The 20500-nt window shown below is 72.7% G+C and carries 17 protein-coding genes; 7 read left to right on the top strand and 10 right to left on the bottom strand.

The window, feature by feature from the left end; translation table 11 throughout:
* The 4 genes from V5O40_RS21175 to V5O40_RS21160 all read right to left on the bottom strand — a co-directional run.
* Window positions 1-633: polysaccharide pyruvyl transferase family protein (locus V5O40_RS21175; protein ID WP_332907075.1), on the bottom strand; the 633-nt coding region annotated here is incomplete at its 3' end.
* Entirely contained in the window at window positions 623-1915 is a 1293-nt protein-coding gene (locus tag V5O40_RS21170) for a lipopolysaccharide biosynthesis protein (protein ID WP_332907074.1), read from the bottom strand. The genes V5O40_RS21175 and V5O40_RS21170, both read right to left, overlap by 11 nt.
* Window positions 1916-1988: 73 nt before the next feature.
* Window positions 1989-2774 (bottom strand): glycosyltransferase family 2 protein, encoded by a 786-nt coding sequence (locus tag V5O40_RS21165; protein WP_332907073.1) that lies wholly within the window; start codon window positions 2772-2774, stop codon window positions 1989-1991.
* A 107-nt stretch (window positions 2775-2881) separates the two neighbouring features.
* A complete protein-coding gene (locus V5O40_RS21160; protein WP_332907072.1) occupies window positions 2882-4309 on the bottom strand; it encodes a hypothetical protein in 1428 nt (475 codons plus the stop codon).
* Between the two features lie 414 nt (window positions 4310-4723).
* On the opposite strand from V5O40_RS21160, the gene V5O40_RS21155 reads away from it, so the two are divergent.
* Window positions 4724-5545 carry a glycosyltransferase gene (locus tag V5O40_RS21155; RefSeq protein WP_332907071.1) on the top strand — a complete coding sequence of 274 codons (822 nt, stop codon included), beginning with the start codon at window positions 4724-4726 and terminating at the stop codon, window positions 5543-5545.
* A gap of 23 nt (window positions 5546-5568) precedes the next feature.
* On the opposite strand, the gene V5O40_RS21150 is transcribed toward V5O40_RS21155, so the two are convergent.
* Complete coding sequence (locus V5O40_RS21150) at window positions 5569-7554, bottom strand: trypsin-like peptidase domain-containing protein (RefSeq protein WP_332907070.1); 1986 nt, start codon at window positions 7552-7554, stop codon at window positions 5569-5571.
* A 173-nt stretch (window positions 7555-7727) separates the two neighbouring features.
* Between V5O40_RS21150 and V5O40_RS21145 the strand changes: the two genes are divergently transcribed.
* Genes V5O40_RS21145 through hutH form a run of 6 tightly spaced genes read left to right on the top strand, consistent with a single transcriptional unit; the run spans window position 7728 to window position 15581 of the window.
* Window positions 7728-8576, top strand: coding sequence for a MurR/RpiR family transcriptional regulator (locus V5O40_RS21145; protein ID WP_332907069.1), 849 nt, complete (start codon window positions 7728-7730; stop codon window positions 8574-8576).
* A 13-nt stretch (window positions 8577-8589) separates the two neighbouring features.
* Window positions 8590-10266, top strand: coding sequence for a urocanate hydratase (gene hutU, locus V5O40_RS21140; RefSeq protein WP_332907068.1), 1677 nt, complete (start codon window positions 8590-8592; stop codon window positions 10264-10266).
* A gap of 12 nt (window positions 10267-10278) precedes the next feature.
* Window positions 10279-11493 carry an allantoate amidohydrolase gene (locus tag V5O40_RS21135; RefSeq protein WP_332907067.1) on the top strand — a complete coding sequence of 405 codons (1215 nt, stop codon included), beginning with the start codon at window positions 10279-10281 and terminating at the stop codon, window positions 11491-11493.
* The gene (locus V5O40_RS21130) at window positions 11490-12851 is read left to right on the top strand and encodes a formimidoylglutamate deiminase (protein WP_332907066.1); all 1362 of its coding nucleotides are present in this window, start codon (window positions 11490-11492) and stop codon (window positions 12849-12851) included. The genes V5O40_RS21135 and V5O40_RS21130 overlap by 4 nt, the downstream gene beginning before the upstream one ends.
* Window positions 12844-14049: an imidazolonepropionase gene (hutI, locus tag V5O40_RS21125; RefSeq protein WP_332907065.1), complete on the top strand. Its 1206-nt coding sequence runs from the start codon at window positions 12844-12846 to the stop codon at window positions 14047-14049. The genes V5O40_RS21130 and hutI overlap by 8 nt, the downstream gene beginning before the upstream one ends.
* Entirely contained in the window at window positions 14046-15581 is a 1536-nt protein-coding gene (gene hutH, locus V5O40_RS21120) for a histidine ammonia-lyase (RefSeq protein ID WP_332907064.1), read from the top strand. The genes hutI and hutH overlap by 4 nt, the downstream gene beginning before the upstream one ends.
* 49 nt (window positions 15582-15630) lie before the next feature.
* Here the strand turns inward: hutH and rdgB are convergent, their stop codons facing one another.
* The 5 genes from rdgB to V5O40_RS21095 all read right to left on the bottom strand — a co-directional run bounded on the left by rdgB (window position 15631) and on the right by V5O40_RS21095 (window position 20252).
* On the bottom strand, window positions 15631-16236 hold the full coding sequence (rdgB, locus tag V5O40_RS21115; RefSeq protein ID WP_281602010.1) for an RdgB/HAM1 family non-canonical purine NTP pyrophosphatase: 606 nt from the start codon (window positions 16234-16236) through the stop codon (window positions 15631-15633).
* Window positions 16233-16961, bottom strand: a complete 729-nt coding sequence (gene rph, locus V5O40_RS21110; RefSeq protein ID WP_332907063.1) for a ribonuclease PH — start codon at window positions 16959-16961, stop codon at window positions 16233-16235. The genes rdgB and rph overlap by 4 nt, the downstream gene beginning before the upstream one ends.
* A gap of 86 nt (window positions 16962-17047) precedes the next feature.
* On the bottom strand, window positions 17048-18184 hold the full coding sequence (locus V5O40_RS21105; RefSeq protein WP_332907078.1) for a glycosyltransferase: 1137 nt from the start codon (window positions 18182-18184) through the stop codon (window positions 17048-17050).
* Window positions 18185-18270: 86 nt separating this feature from the next.
* Window positions 18271-19416 carry a glycosyltransferase family 4 protein gene (locus tag V5O40_RS21100; RefSeq protein WP_332907062.1) on the bottom strand — a complete coding sequence of 382 codons (1146 nt, stop codon included), beginning with the start codon at window positions 19414-19416 and terminating at the stop codon, window positions 18271-18273.
* Window positions 19417-19505: 89 nt separating this feature from the next.
* Window positions 19506-20252, bottom strand: coding sequence for an MBL fold metallo-hydrolase (locus V5O40_RS21095; protein ID WP_164445898.1), 747 nt, complete (start codon window positions 20250-20252; stop codon window positions 19506-19508).
* Between the last annotated feature and the right edge of the window lie 248 nt (window positions 20253-20500).

Raw genomic sequence — 20500 nt, 5'->3', positions numbered from 1 at the left:
GCCGCCGAGCAGTGTCACACCGCGCCGCGCCGGGGGCCCCGGCGCCCGCCCGGGCGGCTGCCCTAGGCACCCCCCGCGCGCCGCGGGCAGCCGCCCGGCGAGGTCTCCGGCGGCGACGAGCGTCCCGGGATGTCCCGCACGCCGGAGAAGCTCGGCGGAGGCCCGGTCACGCACCCCGATGAAGTTGATCCGGCGGAGCACCTCCAGTAGACGCCGTTCGGCCGAGGCTGAGAGGAACGGCCCAACGGAGACGCCCACGGCCGCCATCGGATGCCCGGAGAGGCGGGAGAAGAGGGAGAACAAGCGCTTCTCGCTGAACGGCCCCATGTCCCGGAAGACCGAACCACCGCCGAAGACGACCATCGAGGAGTCACGCAGCAGCGTCGCTTTGTTGAGCACCCAACCCATCCGGTCCGGGATGCTGCGGGACCGGTACCAGCGCGGGTTCATCCCGGTGCTCTCGGGCGGCAGGTCGACCATGGGCGGGGCCGCGAACACGGGGCGCTCACTTCCCCAGTACGTGCGACTCGCCCAATCGGTCACCAGGCAAAAGGCGTTGTCGCCGACGTTCTCCATGCCGTAGTAGCCGACGACGAGCGGCCGGCGAGCGGCGGGATCGGCTTCAGGACGCACTCGGACTTCCCCTCGTCAGACGTCGGCGCAGATCGTGCCACGACGGCAGGTCCCCGTCGCGCACCACGTGGCGCCGGGCCGTGACCCAGAACAGCACACAGAGCACGCCTTCGGCCACCACAGTGGCGGAAGCTGTACCCCGCACCCCCCACATGGGAGTGGCGACCGCGAGGGCGGCAAGCAGCATCAGGGCGCCGATTCCCTGGTGGACCACCTTGCGGCGGAGCAGCCCGCCGCTGGTCAGCAGCGCGGCTGCGGCCGCTCCGCCGAACCGGAAGGGTACGGCGAGAGCCAGCACGGCCAGTACGGCAGCGGTCTCCCCGTACCCGGGTCCGAGCAGAACCGGCAGCAGTTGACCGCCGAGCGCGACCGGCCCCGCGACCAGGATCCCGAGCACGACCATTCCCGACGTCCCGAACCGGTACGCCAGCAGCACCGCGTCCCGGTCGCCGTGCGCCCACCGGTGCAGCTTGGCCAGAAAGTACTGCTGATAGACGACGCGCGGGACCAGGTACGCCGCGGTGATCACCGCCATTGGTACGGCCAGCAGAGCCGCGGCCTCGGGACCCAGCACCTCGGCTGCGACGATGGTGCCGAGATAGATGCCCATCAGATAGAACACGTTGCCCAGGACGAACGGGGTGGCGGCCGTGACCACCCGACTCACCGGCACGTCGGTGGTCGAAGCGGCTGCGTTGTCCCGATGCCCCTCCAGCGGCATCGTGCCGGCGACGAAGGGTCGCATCACCGCGATGCAGGCGACCACGGTGAGCAGCGCGACGACAGCGTAACCAACTGCGACGGCCACCACAGACAGTCCGACGGCCCAGCTGGCGAGCACCACGAGCACTCGTCCGACGTGCGGTGCGACCTGAAGCACCGACAGCCCACGGTAGTCGCCGCGCAGTTGTTGCGCCGAAGCCACAAGGGTCAGCCCGACCTGGGCGACAATCACGCTGGTGAGCAGCGCGCGGACCGACGTGGCGGCAGGGTCGGACTTCCCGACGAGGCTCCACACGAGCGCCGCGGCGAGCACCCCGACGCAGAGGCCCGCGACGAGCCGCAGCGAAGGTCGTACCCACCGTCTGGCTGCGTGGCCCTCCAGACCGAACCGTTGCAACCACAGCTCGGAGACGCCGAAGACCACAAGCGGCGCGGCCAGCGCCATGACGGCCAGGGCCGCGCTGAACGTGCCGAAAGCGCTCTGCGGAAGGGCGCGAGCCAGCAAGATCTGCGTGCAGAAGGCGGCAACGGTGACGCCGATCTGACTCAGACCGAGCATGCCCAGGTGTCCGAGGATCCGGACGAGCCGGTTCGGGGCGGCACCCGACCGTGGTGGGTCACCGGTCAGTCGATCAACGGCCGAGGGTGACAAGCCACTTGCCCGTCTCGCTCAAAGTCCGCAGCGCCTTGATGGCCAGCCCCACCCCGGGCCACCGCACCGGCCGGTACATCTCGATCAGGCGGAACCAGAAGACCAGACCTGCGAGTCTGCCCCGGGTCACGTTGCCGTCGTGCCTGTGGAACCGGACGATGGGATGGGCCAGGTGACAGGGGTGCACCCCGGACTTCAAGGCTCGCAGCATCAGCTCGATGTCCTCGAAGAGCCGGAAGCTCTCGTCGTACCCACCGATCCGGTCCAGCAGGCGACGATCGATTGTCGTACCTGAGTGCTTGAACGGCAGCCGAGGCCGCGTCAGGACACCGATCAGCATCCGCCGCGCCGAGGCGTACTCGGGTAGCCGGATCAGCCGGCCGGAACCACGGCTGACCTCGGTGTAGTCGGCGTAGACCCAGCTCCCGTCGGTCTCGGCGAGCAGCCGGTGCAGTTGGGCCAGTGCATCAGGGGTCAACTCGTCGTCGGAGTCGAGGACGGTGAGGTACCGTCCCGTCGCGGTGCGCAGACCCAGGTTACGTGCCTCGGCGATGCCGGTGGGGGGCTGCGTCACCACCCGCACCCGGTGGTCCCCGGCGACTTTCGCCTCCGCCAGCACCGTAGTCACCGGGATCCGCGAGCCATCGTCGACGACCACCAGCTCGAAGTCTGCGAAGGTGTTCGCCAGCACGCTGCGTACCGCATTGACAAGCAACACTGCGCGGTCGCGCACCACGATGCAGACCGTGAAGGTGGGTTGCACCACAGCTGCGCCTCGGCTGTCCGGGTCGTCACGTTCCGCCGTCTCGTGCACAACGTCGCGGAGCTGCTGGTCCTGACTGTGCCCGCGCACCTCGGCGGGCGGTGGCGGCCTCACGCCGCCGTCGGCTCGGTCACGGGCGAGGCCTCCCCGGCGTCGTCCTGCTCAACGGGGGCGAGTGCGAGTATCACCATCTGTCCGAAGAAGAAGAGCCACAGGAAGTACGGGTACGCCAGCGGTTTCTGGGTCAGACCGAAGATGACCAGAGCCCCGAACAGCACCATCAGCGCCACCCGGTGCGAGCGGTCCGAGCGGGCACGCACGACGCGGTACACCGTCACGAGGATCGCCACGGTCACGATCACGCCGACGAGTCCCCAGACCACCATCAGTCGCAGCAGGTCGTTGTGCATGTCCCAGGGCTCGTAGCCGAACCCGAACAGCCACACGTCGACCGGGGCGCGGCCGAGAATCTCCATCACGTCGTTCCAGATCGCTCCCCGACCGTGCATGAAGGTGTCGGAACGCACGTCGAGGGAACCGACCTCGGTGACGACGACCTCGGCCCGTCGCCAGATCGCGTCTCCCCAGAGCATGCCGGCCAAGGCGGCGACGGCAGCGAGTCCCCCGCCGACGAACAGCACACCCCGCCGGGTCAGGTCGCCGCGGCGACGCGCCGTGACCAGCGCGCGCACGCGCTGCAGCTCGAACGCCGCGACGATCAGCACGAGGCAGAGAATGGTGAAGCGGTGCAGCGACACGACCCCGGTGGCGACGAAAAGCCCGATCAGTCCGTACCGCACGGTGGCGGGCACGCCCATCCGCTCGCCCAGAACGTAGATCAGGAAGACCGAGAACATCAACAGCCGCCCGAGCGACATCGGGTGGAAGTAGCCACCGGAGGCCCGGCCGATCTTCTGCCATCCGGCCAGCTCGAAGTGGAAGGAGTAGGGAATCACCTCGGCGACCTGCAACCACGCCAGAACGGAGTGCACAAGCGCACCGATCACCACGACTCCCGCGACGATCGCCAGACGGCGTACCGGAAACCAGTCCCGGCGCAGCAACATCAGGCCGATGAGAGCGAGCGGGGCGAACCCGACAAGCAGTCGGACCGCCTCGGCGGGTATCGCAGCCGTCGGCTCCTGGGGCGGCCCGTAGATCGAGTATCGCCGGACGTCGAAGGCCGCCAGCAGATCAGCTCGGGCGTCCACGGCCAGGTAGCTCACCGCCGAGAGGACGAGCAGCAGTCCGATCCCCGCGGCCATGAGCAGCAGCGGTCGGGGGGGCAGCCGCCGGGAGCCGAGTGCGAACACGCCGAGAGCGGCCACCATCAGCACGGCTCCCAGGGCGGTGAGCAGCGCACCGAGGTCGAGGCCGTCTCCCCGGCCCTCGCCGATGTCGAGTAGGGGCTTCACCGCCACGAGCACCAGCGCGGCGGTCGTCAGGTTACGTGCCAGCCGCAGATGCGCGGGTGCCGAACCGTCCTGGCCCGGCTGCCGGGACCAGGGCCTACGGGCCGGAGCGGTCAAGCTTCCCATGCGGGTGCGTCTCCCATCAGTATCCGCCGCGGTGACGACGGGGGACTGGGAGCTCGACATCGACGCCCACTGTGGTCGGCCCCCGCCCGGCCCCGGAAAACACGAGGACGATACCAGCGGGCCAACCGTCCACGGTGTCCCGCAGATTCATCCGGACGGCTGTGATTGGCAGCACAGTCAGGACGCACTCCGGGCAAGACGGATTCACACGGGCAAACCGTCCTACGGCAACGCCCAATGGGGACCTGTCCCGCCGGGACCTGCTTGCGGCGTGACGATCGGCTCCGGCAAGCTTGACGGCCGTGCGTGCCGGCAGGTGACCGGGCACACTGCCACCAAAGGTGATCCACCGACCAATGTGGCCGGTATTCCTGCGTCGACGGTGAGGCTGCTGTGACAAGCCATGAGCGACCCATGATCAGCGTGGTGATCGCCGCGCACAACGAGGCCGCGGTGATCGGCGGTTGTCTGGACGCGTTGCTGGCCGATGCCGTGCCCGACGAGTTGGACATCGTGGTGGTGGCCAACGGCTGCACCGACGACACGGCCGAGATGGCGGCGGCGCGCCCGGGCGTACGTGTGATTGAGGTCGCCGAGCCCGGCAAGGCCAACGCCCTCAACATGGGCGATGCCGCAGCCCGCGGGTTTCCCCGGGTGTACCTCGACGCGGACGTGGTCCTCTCCCGTGGCGCGCTCCGCGCGATGGCGGCGGAGCTCTCCGCCGGTGAGCGGCCACCGTTGGCCGTGACGCCCCGCCGGGCCATGGTGACCGAGGATCGACCGCTCGCGGTGCGGGCCTACTACGCGATCAGCACCCGTCTCCCGATCTTCGCCGACGCGCTCTTCGGCAGGGGTGCGATGGCGGTCTCAGCCGCCGGACGGCAACGCTTCGAACGCTTTCCGGAGCAGATCGCGGACGATCTTTACCTCGACTCGCAGTTCAGCTCGGCGGAGAAACGGGAGGTCAGCGCCGCGACGAGTTTCGTTCAGGCACCCCGGCGCACGGGCGACCTGGTCCGCACCCTCGCGCGGGTCCGTGCCGGCAACACCATGCTGCGCGCCAGCCACGACGGGATCCGAGCCTCCGTGCCGTCATCGTGGCTGCGGGATGTCGTGCTTCCCCGACCGTGGCTCGCGCCCGCGTCGATGGTGTACGTGACGATCACTCTGCTGGCCGCGCTGCGCGCCCGTCGGCACCCGCGGGACGCCTGGGGACGGGACAACTCCACCCGCTGACGATCTCTGGTCGCGACTGCCGCTCAGTACGTGGATCTTCGGCGCATCACCAGTACCGCTGCGCCGCCCAGTCCGACCACCAGAGCACCGCCGAGCCCGGCCAGCAGGATCGGTAACAGGTTGGATGACTCGGACGAATCCCGCTCAAGCCGGCTCCTGTCGATCGCGTTCTGTCGGTACGCCTGGGCGACGAGATTCGCCGGTGACGCCTCGGCCACCGCGTTGAACTGTGCGACCGCATCGTCACTCCGGCCGGCGAAGAAGGCGTCAAGCCCGCTACGGTAGGCCCGGTCGGCATCGGCGAGCTCGTTCCGGACATCCGTCTCGTCGAGCAGCCCGGCAACGGCGGACACCGGTACCAGTGCCCGGTTGGCGCCACCGTTGGCAGCTCGATCGTTGTCGATGACACCGACGACCCGCCCCTGGGTGTCGATGGCGATGCCGCCGTGCGAGTAGATGCCGAGGTCGTCGTTGACCCTCGCCACCTCGACGGTGCCCTGCTTTCCGGTGCTCGACACCTGGACCTGCTTGGCCTCGACGGTGTAGGTCGCCGCCCGGAAGTCGCTGTCGCCCGTCTGGTAGCCGATGAGCAGCAGAGCCGTACCGGGTCCGGGCTTGGCGGACGGATCGAGTTCCGCCGTCGGCAGGTCGGACTGCGCGAGCTTGAGCAGCGCCAGGTTGCCGCCGTCTGCGGCAAGGACATTGACCAGTTGCGCGGGCACCGCCGGGTTGGCGGTCAGGTCGCCTCGTGCGATGTTGAACTGGGCGAACACCTGTACGGCCGGGTCGACGTCCGGCTGATCGCCGGTGAAGGTGGTAGTCCCCATCTTGCTGCGGACGTAGCCGTCCAGTTCGGTGGCGGAGAGCTTGTTCTGCTCGATGAGGATGCGCCCGAGCGTGTACAGGGCGCGTTCACGGGCGATTTCGGCGCTCGGCTGGACGCACTGACCATTTGTCACCACGTGGCCGTCCGGGTTGGCCACGAACCCGCTGCACCGCCGCTTGAACGTCACGGGCGTCGCGCTGAGGGGCACGTTGGACTTGGCTTCCCGCACGAATCCGGTGAACACCGCCTCCACGAAGACGAGCGAGGGCGCCGCGATCGCCAGTGCACGCTCCTCCGGGCTGTACGGCGCGACCTGTGCCCACGGCTTGATGCCCGGGTTGACCTGAGCGGGATTGGGGAAGCTGCTGCCGGAGCCCTCGACCCCGGTCGGCGCCGTCTGCGGTGGCTCGGGGTCATCGTCGCCGGTGAGCGCCCAGACGGCGGCACCGGTACCGACGGCCGCCACGAGTGCGAGCGCTGCGACGGCGGCCCAGAGGCCGGTGCGTCGCTTGGGTCGGGCCGACGGTTGGATCCGCCGCACCGGCGCGGTGAACGGGTCCAAGCCGAAATCGTCGCTGGCCACGCCGGGGCCGGGCGAGATCGGCGCGCCGGAGACCGGACCCGAGGCGGGCGGTTGGATCGGGGCCGGACTCGCGGGTCCGTGCCACGACGTGTGCGGCGGCGTCGCGGCGATCGGCCCGCCCTGGCCGGGGGCAGGAGCACCCGACATCGGCTGGGGCGGGCCGGAGACCGGCTGGGGCGGGCCGGAGATGGGGACCGGGGGGCCGGAGGTCGGCGCAGGCGGACCGGAAACGGACCGCGGGGCACCCGAAACGGGTTGGGGTGGTCCGGAGACCGGTGCGCCAACTGGGGGTACCGGCTGGTAGTCGACGCCGAGGGCCCGGAACAACTTCTCCGCTGCCGGGCCGGCCTCCGCCGCGTACGCGACCCAGGGCGCGGCGGCCGAAAAGTCCGCGTACGTGAAGGGCGAGCCGCCGGGAGCCTGGGCGAGACTGTTGGCGGTGCCGGCGAAGGCTTCCCGCCAGCCCGGAGCAGCGGCGACCGTGGCGTCGAGGACAGCCACCGTGACGAATCGGCCCTGCCCGTCGACGGCGGCCCATGCCTTCCCGACCGGTGACCCACCCAGCATGTGGGTGTACCGGTAGGGACCCTCCGGTTGCATGTCCCACTCCTCTGCTCGACCGCCGACCGGGATCCTATCGGCCCGGCGCTTGCCGCCCGGTCGGCCGGGCCCAGAGCCCGGCGACAGCCGCCATACCTGCAGGCCACGGCGTTCCATTGTGGAACCGAGCGGCAGGCTTGCCGAATGAAAGTTTTCATGCATAGAGTCACGGGATGAATGAGGGAGCTGCCATGGCGTCGACGGAGCGGGTCGTCGGCCTGTTCGACGGCGTCCGGCTCACCCCGACGCAGCGGCGCATCGCGCACTGTCTGGTGCAGCACGCCCCCGCCGTCGGTTACCTCTCCGCCGCCGAGGTCGCCGAGCTGGCCGGGGTCAGCCAGCCCTCGGTCACCCGGTTCGCGGTGGCGCTGGGCCACGACGGATACCCGGCGCTGCGTCGCCGGCTGCGCGAGCTGACCGCCGCCGCGCCCGGCCCGACCACCGTCGGCAACGAACTTCAGCAGGCGGTACGCGCCGAGATCGGCAACCTGGACCGGTTGGCCGGTCAGTTGGCCGACCGGGAGCGGATCGCCGAGACCGGGCGTCTGCTGGCGGCCAGCCGGCCGCTGCCGGTGCTCGGCCTGCGCTCCGCCGCGCCACTGGCCGCGTACTTTGCGTACTTCGCCGCCAAGGTGCATCCCGACGTGCGGGTGCTCGACGACGGCGGCAGCCTGCTCACCGACCGCCTCGAACAGGCCGCCGAGGCGGGGGCGCGGGCGCTGCTGGCGTTCGTGCTGCCGCGCTATCCCCGGGAGACCCTGGAGGCGCTGCGCGAGGCCCGCGAGGCGGAGCTGACGGTGGTGGCGATCACCGACTCACCGGTGAGTCCGGCGACCGAGCACGCCGACGTGGTGCTGCCCGCCGCGGTCGGCGCGCAACTCGTGTTCGACCTGCACACCGCTCCGATGACCCTGGCCATGGTGCTGCTGCAGGCGATCTGCGACGCCGCCCCGGCCGAGACCCAGCGGCGGCTGGAGGCGTTCGAAGCCTCGGCGGCCCGTCGACAGTTGTTCCTCGGTTAGGAGGAGAACCACGATGACGCGATCCGACCAGGCCACGCCCGGCCCGGGAACCAGCATCCACGCCGCACGCGGTACCGAACGCACCGCCCGGGGCTGGCCGCAGGAGGCCGCCCTGCGGATGTTGATGAACAACCTCGACCCCGAGGTCGCCGAGCGCCCGGACGACCTGGTCGTGTACGGCGGCACCGGCCGGGCCGCCCGGGACTGGCCGTCGTACCACGCCCTGGTGCGGACGCTCACCGAGCTGCGCGACGACGAGACGATGCTCGTGCAGTCGGGTCGCCCGGTCGGTGTGCTGCGGACGCACGAGTGGGCGCCCCGGGTGCTGCTGGCCAACTCGAACCTGGTCGGCGACTGGGCGACCTGGCCGGAGTTCCGCCGCCTGGAGCAGCTCGGCCTGACCATGTACGGGCAGATGACCGCCGGCTCGTGGATCTACATCGGCACCCAGGGCATCCTCCAGGGCACCTACGAGACCTTCGCCGCCGTCGCCGCCAAGAAATTCGACGGCACCCTGGCCGGCACGTTGACGCTCACCGCCGGTTGTGGCGGCATGGGCGGGGCGCAGCCGCTCGCGGTCACCATGAACGGTGGTGCCTGTCTGATCGTGGACGTGGACCGCAGCCGGCTGGCCCGCCGGGTGCACGACCGCTACCTGGACGAGATCGCCGACGACCTGGACGACGCGGTGCAGCGGGTGCTCGCCGCCAGGCGGGACCGGCGGGCGTTGAGCGTCGGTGTCGTCGGCAACGCCGCCACGGTCTTCCCGGAGCTGCTGCGCCGGGGCGCGACCGTCGACATCGTCACCGACCAGACCAGCGCGCACGATCCGCTGTCGTACCTGCCGGAGGGGGTCGAGCTGGCCGACGCCCGGGAGTACGCGGCGGCCAAGCCGGCCGAGTTCACCGACCGGGCCCGGGCGTCGATGGCGAAGCACGTCGAGGCGATGGTGGGTTTCCTCGACGCGGGCGCGGAGGTCTTCGACTACGGCAACTCGATCCGGGGCGAGGCCCGCCTCGGCGGGTACGAGCGCGCCTTCGACTTCCCCGGCTTCGTGCCGGCGTACATCCGGCCGTTGTTCTGCGAGGGCAAGGGGCCGTTCCGGTGGGCGGCGCTCTCCGGCGATCCGGCCGACATCGCCGCCACCGACCGGGCGATCCTGGACCTGTTCCCGGAGAACGAGTCCCTCGCGCGGTGGATCCGGCTGGCCGGTGAGCGGGTCGCGTTCCAGGGCCTGCCCGCGCGGATCTGCTGGCTCGGTTACGGCGAGCGGGACAAAGCGGGCGTACGGTTCAACGAGATGGTCGCCTCCGGTGAGCTGAGTGCGCCGGTGGTGATCGGCCGCGACCACCTGGACTGCGGCAGCGTGGCCAGCCCGTACCGGGAGACCGAGGCGATGGCCGACGGCTCGGACGCGATCGCCGACTGGCCGCTGCTCAACGCGCTCGTCAACACCGCCAGCGGGGCGTCCTGGGTCTCCATCCACCACGGCGGCGGCGTCGGCATCGGCCGGTCGATCCACGCCGGCCAGGTCTGCGTGGCCGACGGCAGCGCGCTGGCCGGGCAGAAGATCGAGCGGGTGTTGACGAACGACCCGGCGATGGGCGTCATCCGGCACGTCGACGCCGGCTACGACGCCGCCCGCGAGGTGGCCGAGCGCACCGGCGTCCGCGTCCCGATGGCGGAGTGAGGGAAGCTCTTGTTGACGCATTCGGCAGCCGGCGAGCACCGGCTGGACAGGTTCCGGCAGCTCTGGGACGAGATCGCCCCGATCGGGCGGGACGAGCGCAGCGGCGGCTACCTGCGGTACGCGTTGACCGAGCCGGAGCTGCGGCTGCGGCAGTGGTTCCGGGCGCAGGCCGCCGAGCGGGCCATGCCGGTGACCGACGACGGCAACGGCAACCTGTTCGCCTGGTGGGGTGACCCGGAGGCCGGGGAGGCGGTGCTGACCGGCAGCCACTTCGACTCGGTGCCGCACGGTGGGGCGTACGACGGTCCGCTGGGCATCGTGAGCGCCTTCCTGGCGGTCGACGAGCTGCGCGCCGCGGGTGTCACGCCGGCCCGGCCGCTGGCGGTGGCGGCGTTCGTGGAGGAGGAGGGCGCCCGGTTCGGCGTACCGTGCCTGGGGTCCCGGCTGCTCACCGGCGCGCTCGACGTCGAACGGGCGGCCGGGTTGCGCGACGCCGGCGGGGTGAGCTTCGCCGAGGCGCTGGGTGACCGGCCGGCGGGTGCCCGGCCGGAGCTGCTCGGCCGCTTCGCGGCCTTCGTGGAGTTGCACGTCGAGCAGGGCCGCGCGCTCGTCGAGCAGGACGCGCCGGTGGCCGTCGCGAGCGCCATCTGGCCGCACGGCCGCTGGCGCTTCGACTTCACCGGCGAGGGCAACCACGCCGGTACGACCCGGATGGTCGACCGCCGGGACCCGATGCTCACGTACGCGTTCACGGTGCTCGCGGCGAACAAGGAGGCCCGGCTGCGCGACGCCCACGCCACCGTCGGTCGGGTGGCGGTGGAGCCGAACGCCACGAACGCGATCCCGTCCCGGGTGACGGGTTGGCTGGACGCCCGGGCGGCGGAGCCGGAGACGCTGGCCGGGATGGTGGCGGCCGTGCACGGCAAGGCCACCGAACGGGCCCGGCGCGACGGTACGCGGGTGACGCTGACCGAGGAGTCGGCGACCCCGCTGGTGGCCTTCGACGACGGGATGGCCGACCGGTTGGCCGGGCTGCTGGCCGCGCCGGTGCTGCCCACCGGGGCGGGGCACGACGCCGGGGTGCTCGCCGCCCACGTACCCACCGCGATGCTGTTCGTCCGCAACCCGACCGGGGTGTCGCACTCCCCCGCCGAGTCGGCCACCGACGCCGACTGCGCCGCCGGGGTGACCGCGCTGGCCCGGGTGCTGGAGGAGCTGCTCCGATGACCGCCACCCGTTGGCTCGCGGAGTACGCCTGGCTGCCCGGGGAGGCCGAGCCGACCCCGGACGTGCTGGTCGAGACCGTGCACGACCGGATCACCGGCGTCACCCCGCTCACGCCCGGCGGCCGGCCCGACGCCGGTGTCGAGGTGTTGGCCGACGCGGTGCGGCTGCCGGGGCTGACCCTGCCGGGGCTGGCCAACGCGCACTCCCACGCGTTCCACCGGGCGCTGCGCGGGCGTACCCACGCCGGGCGCGGCGACTTCTGGAGCTGGCGCGACCAGATGTACGCGGTCGCCGGCCGCCTCCACCCCGACTCGTACCTGACGCTGGCCCGGGCGGTGTACGCCGAGATGGCGCTGGCCGGCATCACCTGTGTGGGCGAGTTCCACTACCTGCATCACGGGCCGGGCGGCAGCCGGTACGCCGACCCGAACGCGATGGGCGCGGCGCTGGTCGAGGCGGCGGCGCAGGCCGGGATCCGGCTGACCCTGCTGGACACCTGTTATCTGACCGCCTCGGTGGACGGCCGGCCGCTGGTCGGGCCGCAGCAGCGGTTCGGTGACGGCGACGCACTGCGGTGGGCGGAGCGGCTCGACGCGTTCACTCCCGACGGCGGGCACGCGCGGCTCGGCGCCGCGATCCATTCGGTGCGGGCGGTGCCGGCCGCGCAGCTCGCCACCGTGGCCAATTGGGCGCACCGCCGCGACGCGCCGCTGCACGTGCACCTGTCGGAGCAGCCCGCCGAGAACGACGCCTGCCGGGCGGTGCACGGGTGCACCCCGACGCGGCTGCTCGCCGAGCACGGGGTGCTCGGCCGGGCCACCACGGCGGTGCACGCCACCCATCCGACAAGCGCCGACGTGGGGCTGCTCGGCGACAGCCGGACCGGGGTCTGCCTCTGCCCCACCACCGAACGGGAGCTGGCCGACGGCATCGGTCCGGCCCGCCGGATGGCCGACGCCGGCATTCCGCTGAGCCTGGGCAGTGACAGCCATGCCGTGATCGACCCGTTCGAGGAGGCACGCGCCGTCGAGCTGGACGAGCGGCTGCGCACCCGCAGGCGGGGCCACTTCACCCCGGCGGAGCTGCTCACCGCCGCGAGCAGTGCCGGGCACGCCGCGCTGGGCTGGACCGACGCCGGCCGGATCGCCGTCGGTGACCGCGCCGACCTGGTCACGGTGCGGCTGGACAGCGTACGCACGGCCGGGGTGACCCCGGCGGGCGTCTGGTTCGCGGCGAGCACCGCCGACGTCGCGCAGGTGGTGGTGGACGGTCAGGTGCTGGTCCGCGACGGTCGGCACGTGCGGGTGGACGTGGCGCAGGAACTGGTCACCGCGATCACGGAGGTCACCCGTGCCTAGTCTGCTGGTGGACGACATCGGTGAGCTGGTCACGAATGTGGCCGGTCGCGGCGAGGGCGGGCCGCTGGGGATCCGGCGACGCGCGGCGGTGCTCGTCGAGGACGGCGAGGTGGCCTGGGTGGGCCCGGCGGCCGACGCGCCGCCGGCGGACCGGCGGATCGACGCCGCCGGCGCGGCCGTGCTCCCCGGGTTCGTGGACAGCCACGCCCACCTCGTCTTCGCCGGGGACCGGGCCGCCGAGTTCGCCGCCCGGATGACCGGCGAGCCGTACACCGGCGGCGGTATCCGCACCACGGTCGGCGCCACCCGGGCCGCCTCCGACGGTGAGCTGCGGGCCACCGTGCGCCGGCTGCGCGCGGAGGCACTGCGCCAGGGCACCACCACGATCGAGATCAAGAGTGGGTACGGCCTCACCGTCGCCGACGAGGCCCGCTCGCTGCGGATCGCCGCGGAGGTCACCGGGGAGACCACCTTCCTCGGCGCGCACGTGGTGCCGGCCGAGTACGCCGACCGCCCCGACGAGTACGTGTCGCTGGTCTGCGGGCCGATGCTGGCCGCCGCCCGGCCGTACGCCCGCTGGATCGACGTGTTCTGCGAGCGGGGCGCCTTCGACGCCGACCATGCCCGGGCGATCCTGACCTGCGGGCAGGCGGTCGGCCTGGACGTGCGGGTACACGCCAACCAGCTCGGCCACGGCCCGGGCGTGCGACTCGGGGTGGAGCTGGGGGCGGCCAGCGTGGACCACTGCACCCACCTGACCGACGCCGACGTCGACGCGCTGGCGTCGACCCGGTTCGACTGCATGTGCCACGAAGGCGGGCACACCACGACCGTCGCCACCCTACTGCCCGGTGCCGAGTTCTCCACCCGGTCGCCCTACCCGGACGCGCGCCGGCTGCTCGACGCCGGCGTTACCGTGGCGCTGGCCACCGACTGCAACCCCGGCTCGTCGTACACCTCGTCGATGCCGTTCTGCATCGCGCTGGCCGTCCGCGAGATGGGGATGACCCCGGCGGAGGCGGTCTGGGCCGCGACCGCCGGTGGCGCGCGGGCGCTGCGCCGCGACGACATCGGCGTGCTGCGGCCCGGTGCCCGCGCCGACCTGATCATCCTCGACGCGCCGTCCCACCTGCACCTGGCCTACCGGCCCGGGGTGCCTCTCGTCCGCCAGGTCCTGCACAACGGAGTACCGCGATGACCGTCACCGTCCAGCCCACCGGAATCAACCCAGCCGACGTGCGCGCCGTGGCGCGTGGTGGCGCCAAGGTGGTCCTCGACCCGGCCACCGTCGAGGCGATGGCCACCAGCCGGTCCATCGTGGACGGCATCGAGGCCGCCGGTCGGCCCGTGTACGGCGTGTCGACCGGTTTCGGGGCGCTGGCGAACACCTTCGTCGCTCCCGAGCGGCGCGCCGAGTTGCAGCACGCGCTGATCCGGTCACACGCCGCCGGCGTCGGCGCGCCGATGCCCCGGGAGGTGGTCCGGGCGATGATGCTGCTGCGGGTCCGCTCGCTGGCGCTCGGCCGCTCCGGGGTACGGCCGCTGGTCGCCGAGGCCCTGGTGGACCTGCTCAACCACGAGGTCACTCCCTGGGTGCCCGAGCACGGTTCGTTGGGCGCCTCCGGCGACCTGGCCCCGCTGGCACACTGCGCGCTGGTGCTGCTCGGCGAGGGCTGGGTGCTCGGCCCCGACGGCGGACGGGTGCCCGCCGCCGAGGCGCTGCGCCGGGCCGGCCTCGCCCCGGTCGAGCTGGCCGCCAAGGAGGGGTTGGCGCTGATCAACGGCACCGACGGCATGCTCGGCATGCTGCTGCTGGCCATCGACGACGCCGCCCACCTGTTCACCATGGCCGACGTCACCGCCGCCCTCGCCATCGAGGCGATGCTCGGCTCGGAACGGCCGTTCCGGCCGGAACTGCACGCCATCCGGCCGCATCCCGGGCAAGGTGTCTCGGCCGCCAACATCCACCGGTTGTTGCAGCACTCGGCGGTGATGGACTCGCACCGCGACGACCTGGCGCACGCGGTGCAGGACGCCTACTCGATGCGCTGCGCACCGCAGGTGGCCGGCGCGGCCCGGGACACCCTGGACTTCGTCCGGACCACCGCCGCCCGGGAACTGGTCTCGGTGGTCGACAACCCGGTGGTGCTGCCCGACGGTCGGGTCGAGTCGACCGGGAACTTCCACGGCGCACCCCTGGGCTTCGCGGCGGACTTCCTGGCCATCGCCGCCGCCGAGGTGGGCGCGATCGCCGAGCGTCGGGTGGACCGCCTGCTCGACGTCACCCGCTCCCGGGACCTGCCGGCGTTCCTCTCCCCCGACGCCGGGGTCAACTCCGGGCTGATGATCGCGCAGTACACGGCCGCCGGGATCGTCGCCGAGAACCGCCGGCTGGCCGCGCCGGCCTCGGTGGACTCGCTGCCCACCAGTGGCATGCAGGAGGACCACGTCTCGATGGGCTGGGCGGCGACCAAAAAGCTGCGTACCGTGCTGGACAACCTGGCCAGCCTGCTCGCGGTGGAACTGCTCGCCGCCGTACGCGGGTTGCAGCTGCGGGCGCCGTTGGTTCCGTCGCCGGCCGGGCGGGCGGCGATCGCCGCGCTCGGCGGAGCCGTCGGCGAGCCCGGCCCCGACGTCTTCCTCGCCCCGCTGATGGAGGGCGCCCGCGCCGTGCTGGCCGGCCCCGACCTCCGTGTCGCCATCGAGCAGGAGGTCGGCCCCCTCGGCTGAGGCCGGGTGATGGCGCACGAGACGCCGCAACTCGTGTCGCGGTAGCGGGTCAGAGCACCTTGGCGACCAGCGCGGCCAGCTCGCGCAGCGCCTTGCCGCGGTGGCTGATCGCGTCCTTCTCCTGCGGGGTCAGCTCGGCGTTCGTGCGGTCCTGGCCGTCGCCGAGGAAGATCGGGTCGTAGCCGAATCCGCCGTCGCCGCGCGGAGCACGCAGCAGGCGACCCGCCTGCCGGCCGTCGACCAGGTGTTCCTTGCCACCGGGCAGCACCAGCGCCACGGTGCAGACGAAGGAGGCGCCCCGGTGCTCGTCCGGCACGTCGCCGATCTGGTCGAGCACCAGTTGCAGGTTGGCCTGGTCGTCACCGTGCCGCCCGGCCCAGCGGGCGCTGAACACCCCCGGCATCCCGTTGAGCGCGTCGACGGCCAGCCCGGAATCGTCGGCGATCGTCGGCAGCCCGGTACGCCGGCAGCCCTCCCGGGCCTTGATCAGCGCATTCTCCCCGAAGGTCAGCCCGGTCTCCGGCAGCTCCGGGTACGCCTCGACGTCGTCGAGCCCGATCAGCGCCACCCGGTGCGCACCCAGCGCCCCGTCCAGGATGCGCTGCAACTCGATCAGCTTCTTGCGGTTGCGGGTGGCGAGCAGCACCTTGTTCATGGGAGTAGTGCCTTCCGCTGGGCTTCGGCCAGGTCCAGGCAGCCGACCACGGCCAGGTCGAGCAGGGCGTCGAGCTGGTCGCGGGCGAAGACACCGGCCTCGCCGGTGCCCTGCACCTCGACGAAGTCGCCGGTGCCGGTGCAGACCACGTTCATGTCCACCTCGGCGGCCACGTCCTCGTCGTAGCACAGATCCAGGCGCGGCTCACCGTCGACCACACCGACGCTCACCGCCGCCACCGACCGGTGCATCACCTTCTCCGGCTGACCGCTCAGGGCCTTACGGGCGGCGAGCCAGTTCACCGCGTCGTGCAGCGCCACGTAGGCACCGGTGATCGCGGCGGTCCGGGTCCCGCCGTCGGCCTGCAGCACGTCGCAGTCGAGCACGATCGAGTTCTCACCGAGCGCCTTCAGGTCGATCCCGGCGCGCAGGCTCCGGCCGACCAGCCGGGAGATCTCGTGGGTACGCCCACCCACCCGGCCCTTGACGCTCTCCCGGTCGGATCGGGTGTTCGTGGCCCGGGGCAGCATCGCGTACTCCGCGGTCACCCAGCCCAGCCCGGAGCCACGGCGCCAGCGCGGCACCCCCTCGGTGACGCTCGCGGTGCAGAGCACCCGGGTGCCGCCGAACTCCACGAGCACCGAGCCCTCGGGATGGGTGCTCCAACCGCGGGTCAGGGTCACCGGTCGAAGTTGGTCGGGTCGCCGCCCGTCAGGTCGCGCCATCCCTGCACCCTATGTGGTCCGCCGATCGGACCCGCCCCGGGTGTCGGCCGCTCCCGGCCTACCGCCGCGATCACCGGTCGGCGCGATCACCAGCCGGGTCGGCGCGACCGCCGGTCGGCGTGGGCGCCGTGCGCGCGGAGGAACCCGGCGACCGCCGCCGGCCAGCCGAACCGCTCCGCCCGGTGCCGGGCGGCGGCCCGCCGGGCGGCCTCGGGGCGCGACAGCAGCTGACCGACGGCCGCGGCGAACGCCGCCGGGGTGCCGTCGGCGGCGAGCCCGCCCGGCCCGACCACCTCGGGCAACGCGCTGGTCGCGTTCACCACCACCGGGGTACCGCAGGCCAGCGCCTCCAGCCCGGCCAGACCGAAGGTCTCCACCGGCCCTGGGGCCAGGACCACGTCGGCGCTGGCCAGCACCGCCGCGAGGGCACGACGGTCGGGCAGGAAACCGGTGAAGGTGACGGGGAGGTCGGCCGAGCGCCGTTGCAGCGCGGTGCGGCGCGGACCGTCACCGACCATCACCAGCACCGCCGGCACACCGGCCCGGCGCAGCTGCGCCAACGCGTCGACGGCCAGCTCGGGCCGCTTCTCCACGGACAGCCGCGCGCAGTGCACCAGCAGCACCTCGCCCGCGCCCGCGTACCGGTCCCGGACCGCCGGGGCGGCGCGGTCGGGGTGGAAGGTGTCCAGGTCGACGCCGAGCGGCACCAGGTCGACGTGGGACACGCCGAGGCGGGCGAACTCCTCGGCCGCCCATCGGGTGGTGCAGACGATCCGGTCGTACCGGCGGGCCGTGTCGGCGTTCAGCCGGTCGGCGAGCCGCCGTCCCAGCGGACCGGGTACGCCCCAGGCACCCAGCAGACCGGTGAGGGACTCGTGCGAGACCATCACCGACGGCACGCCGTTCGCCCGCGCCCAGTCGCCGGTCCAGCGCAGCGTCGCGCGGTCGGACACCTCCAGCCGGTCGGGTGCGAGCGTGGTCAGCAGCCGCGCGAGCCGGCGGCGGGCGGTCAGCAGCCGATAGCCGCCACTGTGCGGCAGCGGTGGGCCGGCGAGGGTGACCACCCGGCCCCACGGATGGCGTTCGTCGTCGTCGCGGTGTCCGGGCACCACCAGCACGGGTTCGTGCCCGGCCGCCCGGTAACCCGCGCCGAGCTGCTGCAACGCGGTGCGCAGCCCGCCGGAGGTCCCGGTGACGAAGCTGGCCAGCCGGACGATCCGCAGCGCACCGCCAGGGGTACCCGCGACCTCGGTCGTGGTGGTGGCGCCGGTGCTCGGGGTGGTGCTGGTGCGGTCCGGGTGGCTGCCGGTCACGACGCCGCCGGCAGGTCGACGGCGGGGATGCTGGCGCGGGCGGCCCGGTAGTGCCCGACGAGTTCGTCGCCGACCGCCGCCCAGCTGCGTCCGCTCACCTCGGCGCGCGCCGCGATGCCGTACGCCTGCCGGCGTGCCCCGTCGGCGGCCAGCCCCGCGACCGTCTCGGCGATCGCCACGTCGTCCCCCGGTGGCACCAGTTCGCCGGTCTGCCCCGGGGTGACCAGGTCGACCGGCCCGCCACTGGCCGGCGCGACCACCGGCACCCCGCTGGCCAGCGCCTCCTGGATGGTCTGGCCGAAGGTCTCGTGCGGACCGGTGTGCACGAACAGGTCCAGGCTGGCGTAGAGGCGGGCCAACGCCTCGCCGTGCTGGACACCGAGGAACCGCACGCCGGGCAGGTCCCGTTCGAGCTGGCGGCGAACCGGGCCGTCACCGGCGACCACGACCCGGACGCCGGGTAGTCGGGCGGTGGCGGCGAGCAGGTCGACCCGCTTCTCCGGGGCGAGCCGTCCCACGTAACCGATCAGGAGTTCCCCGTTGGGGGCGAGGGTCCGGCGCAGGCTCGGGCACCGTTTGTCCGGGTGGAAACGCTCCGCGTCGACGCCCCGGCGCCACAGCCAGATCCGCTGCACGCCGTGCGCGGCGAGGTCCTCGGCGGCCCGGGTGGAGGGCGCCAGGGTACGGCGGGCCGAATTGTGGATCTCCCGCAGCCGCCGCCAGGCCGCGGCCTCACCCCACCCGACCCGGTACGCCCGGGCGTAGGCGGCCACGTCGGTCTGGTAGACGGCGACGGTGGGCAGCCCGTGCCGGGCCGCCAGCACCGCCGCCCGGGCGCCGAGGATGAACGGACTGGCCAGGTGCACCACGTCGGGCGAGTGCTCCAGCAGCACCCCGGCCAGCCGGTTGTTCGTCGGCACGCCGAGCCGGAAGCCCTGGTAGCGCGGCAACGGCACGCTCGGGATGCGGACCACCGGGTACGGGTACCGGTCGGTGGCGCGGCGCAGCGTCCCCGGCGGGGCGGGTGCGATCACCAACGGCTCGTGGCCGCGGGCGACGAGGTGCTCGGCGGCCCGCACGACCGAGTGGGCGACTCCGTTGACGTCGGGCGGGAACGACTCGGTCACGATGGCGATCCGCATGTCTTCACCGTCGTGGTGACAGCGAAGGTCCAGGAGACGTCCACTTGACCACCCGGCGAACAGTGCGGCACGAACCCGCGCCCGGCGGGTCAGACCTCGTAGCAGGCGCCGGGACGGACCACTTCCAGCGGACCGGCGTACGCGGCGGAGGCGGCCGCCACGGTGAGCGCCTCGCTGCCCCAGGCGGGCACCAGGTGGGTCAGCAGCAGCCGCCCGACGTTGGCCTTGGCGGCCGCCTCGCCCGCCTCACCGCCGGTGAGGTGCAGGTCCGGCGGGTTGTCGACGCCGTCGAGATAGCTGGCCTCGCAGAGGAAGACGTCGGCGTTCTGGGCCAGGCGCAGCAGCGCCTCGCAGGGGGCGGTGTCCGAGGAGTAGCAGAGCACCCGGCCGGCGTGCTCCAGCCGTACGCCGTAGGTCTCCACCGGGTGCAGCACCCGGTCGACGGTGACGGTGAACGGGCCGATCGGGAAGGTGCCGGGTTGCAACGCGTAGAACTGGTAGACGTCCTCGACGGTGCTGTCCTCCTGCCCGTACGCGGTGGCGAGCCGGTCCGGGGCGCCGGCCGGCGCGTAGACCGGCAACGGCGGGTACGGCCCGTCCGGGGCGTACCGCCGCACCACCACGTAGGTGGCGGCGTCGAGGATGTGGTCGCAGTGCAGGTGGGTCAGCAGGATGGCGTCCGGGGCGTGCAGCCCGGCATAGCGTTGCAGGGTGGACAGCGAGCCCGAGCCGAAGTCGACCAGGAGCCGGAAGTCCTCGGCCTCGACCAGGTAGGCCGAACAGGGGGACTCGGGTCCGGGGAAGCTGCCCGCACAGCCCAGGACGGTCAGTCGCATCGAGTTGTCTCGCTGTCACGGTAGGTAGTGAACGTGCCGGCCGCCGCTCCGGCGGTGATCACTACCGACGCGTACGCCACGCTGCGCAGCCTACGCCCGCGCGTGCAAGGGCAAGAATGATCTGCTGGAAGTTGTCATCAACGTGACACCGGTTTCGCCCGTCCGATCGACCACCCGTCACCGAAGTGGTCGGTCCGGGTGGACCGACGCGACGAGGGCCGCCGGCAGCCCGCCGGTGGCCCTCGTCA

It is taken from the genome of Micromonospora palythoicola (assembly GCF_036689795.1).
Lineage (GTDB): Bacteria > Actinomycetota > Actinomycetes > Mycobacteriales > Micromonosporaceae > Micromonospora > Micromonospora palythoicola.
The sequence above is the reverse complement of the archived record's forward strand: the minus strand, read 5'-3'. Positions and strand labels throughout refer to the sequence as shown.

Bases quoted from the DNA above. Each gene is read 5' to 3' on its own strand.
- rdgB (WP_281602010.1), bottom strand. From the start codon at position 16,236: ATGAACAAGGTGCTGCTCGCCACCCGCAACCGCAAGAAGCTGATCGAG.
- hutU (WP_332907068.1), top strand. From the start codon at position 8,590: ATGACGCGATCCGACCAGGCCACGCCCGGCCCGGGAACCAGCATCCAC.
- V5O40_RS21145 (WP_332907069.1), top strand. From the start codon at position 7,728: ATGAATGAGGGAGCTGCCATGGCGTCGACGGAGCGGGTCGTCGGCCTG.
- V5O40_RS21155 (WP_332907071.1), top strand. From the start codon at position 4,724: ATGATCAGCGTGGTGATCGCCGCGCACAACGAGGCCGCGGTGATCGGC.
- V5O40_RS21160 (WP_332907072.1), bottom strand. From the start codon at position 4,309: ATGGGAAGCTTGACCGCTCCGGCCCGTAGGCCCTGGTCCCGGCAGCCG.
- V5O40_RS21130 (WP_332907066.1), top strand. From the start codon at position 11,490: ATGACCGCCACCCGTTGGCTCGCGGAGTACGCCTGGCTGCCCGGGGAG.
- V5O40_RS21170 (WP_332907074.1), bottom strand. From the start codon at position 1,915: ATGCTCGGTCTGAGTCAGATCGGCGTCACCGTTGCCGCCTTCTGCACG.
- V5O40_RS21100 (WP_332907062.1), bottom strand. From the start codon at position 19,416: ATGCGGATCGCCATCGTGACCGAGTCGTTCCCGCCCGACGTCAACGGA.
- V5O40_RS21095 (WP_164445898.1), bottom strand. From the start codon at position 20,252: ATGCGACTGACCGTCCTGGGCTGTGCGGGCAGCTTCCCCGGACCCGAG.
- rph (WP_332907063.1), bottom strand. From the start codon at position 16,961: ATGGCGCGACCTGACGGGCGGCGACCCGACCAACTTCGACCGGTGACC.
- hutH (WP_332907064.1), top strand. From the start codon at position 14,046: ATGACCGTCACCGTCCAGCCCACCGGAATCAACCCAGCCGACGTGCGC.
- V5O40_RS21150 (WP_332907070.1), bottom strand. From the start codon at position 7,554: ATGCAACCGGAGGGTCCCTACCGGTACACCCACATGCTGGGTGGGTCA.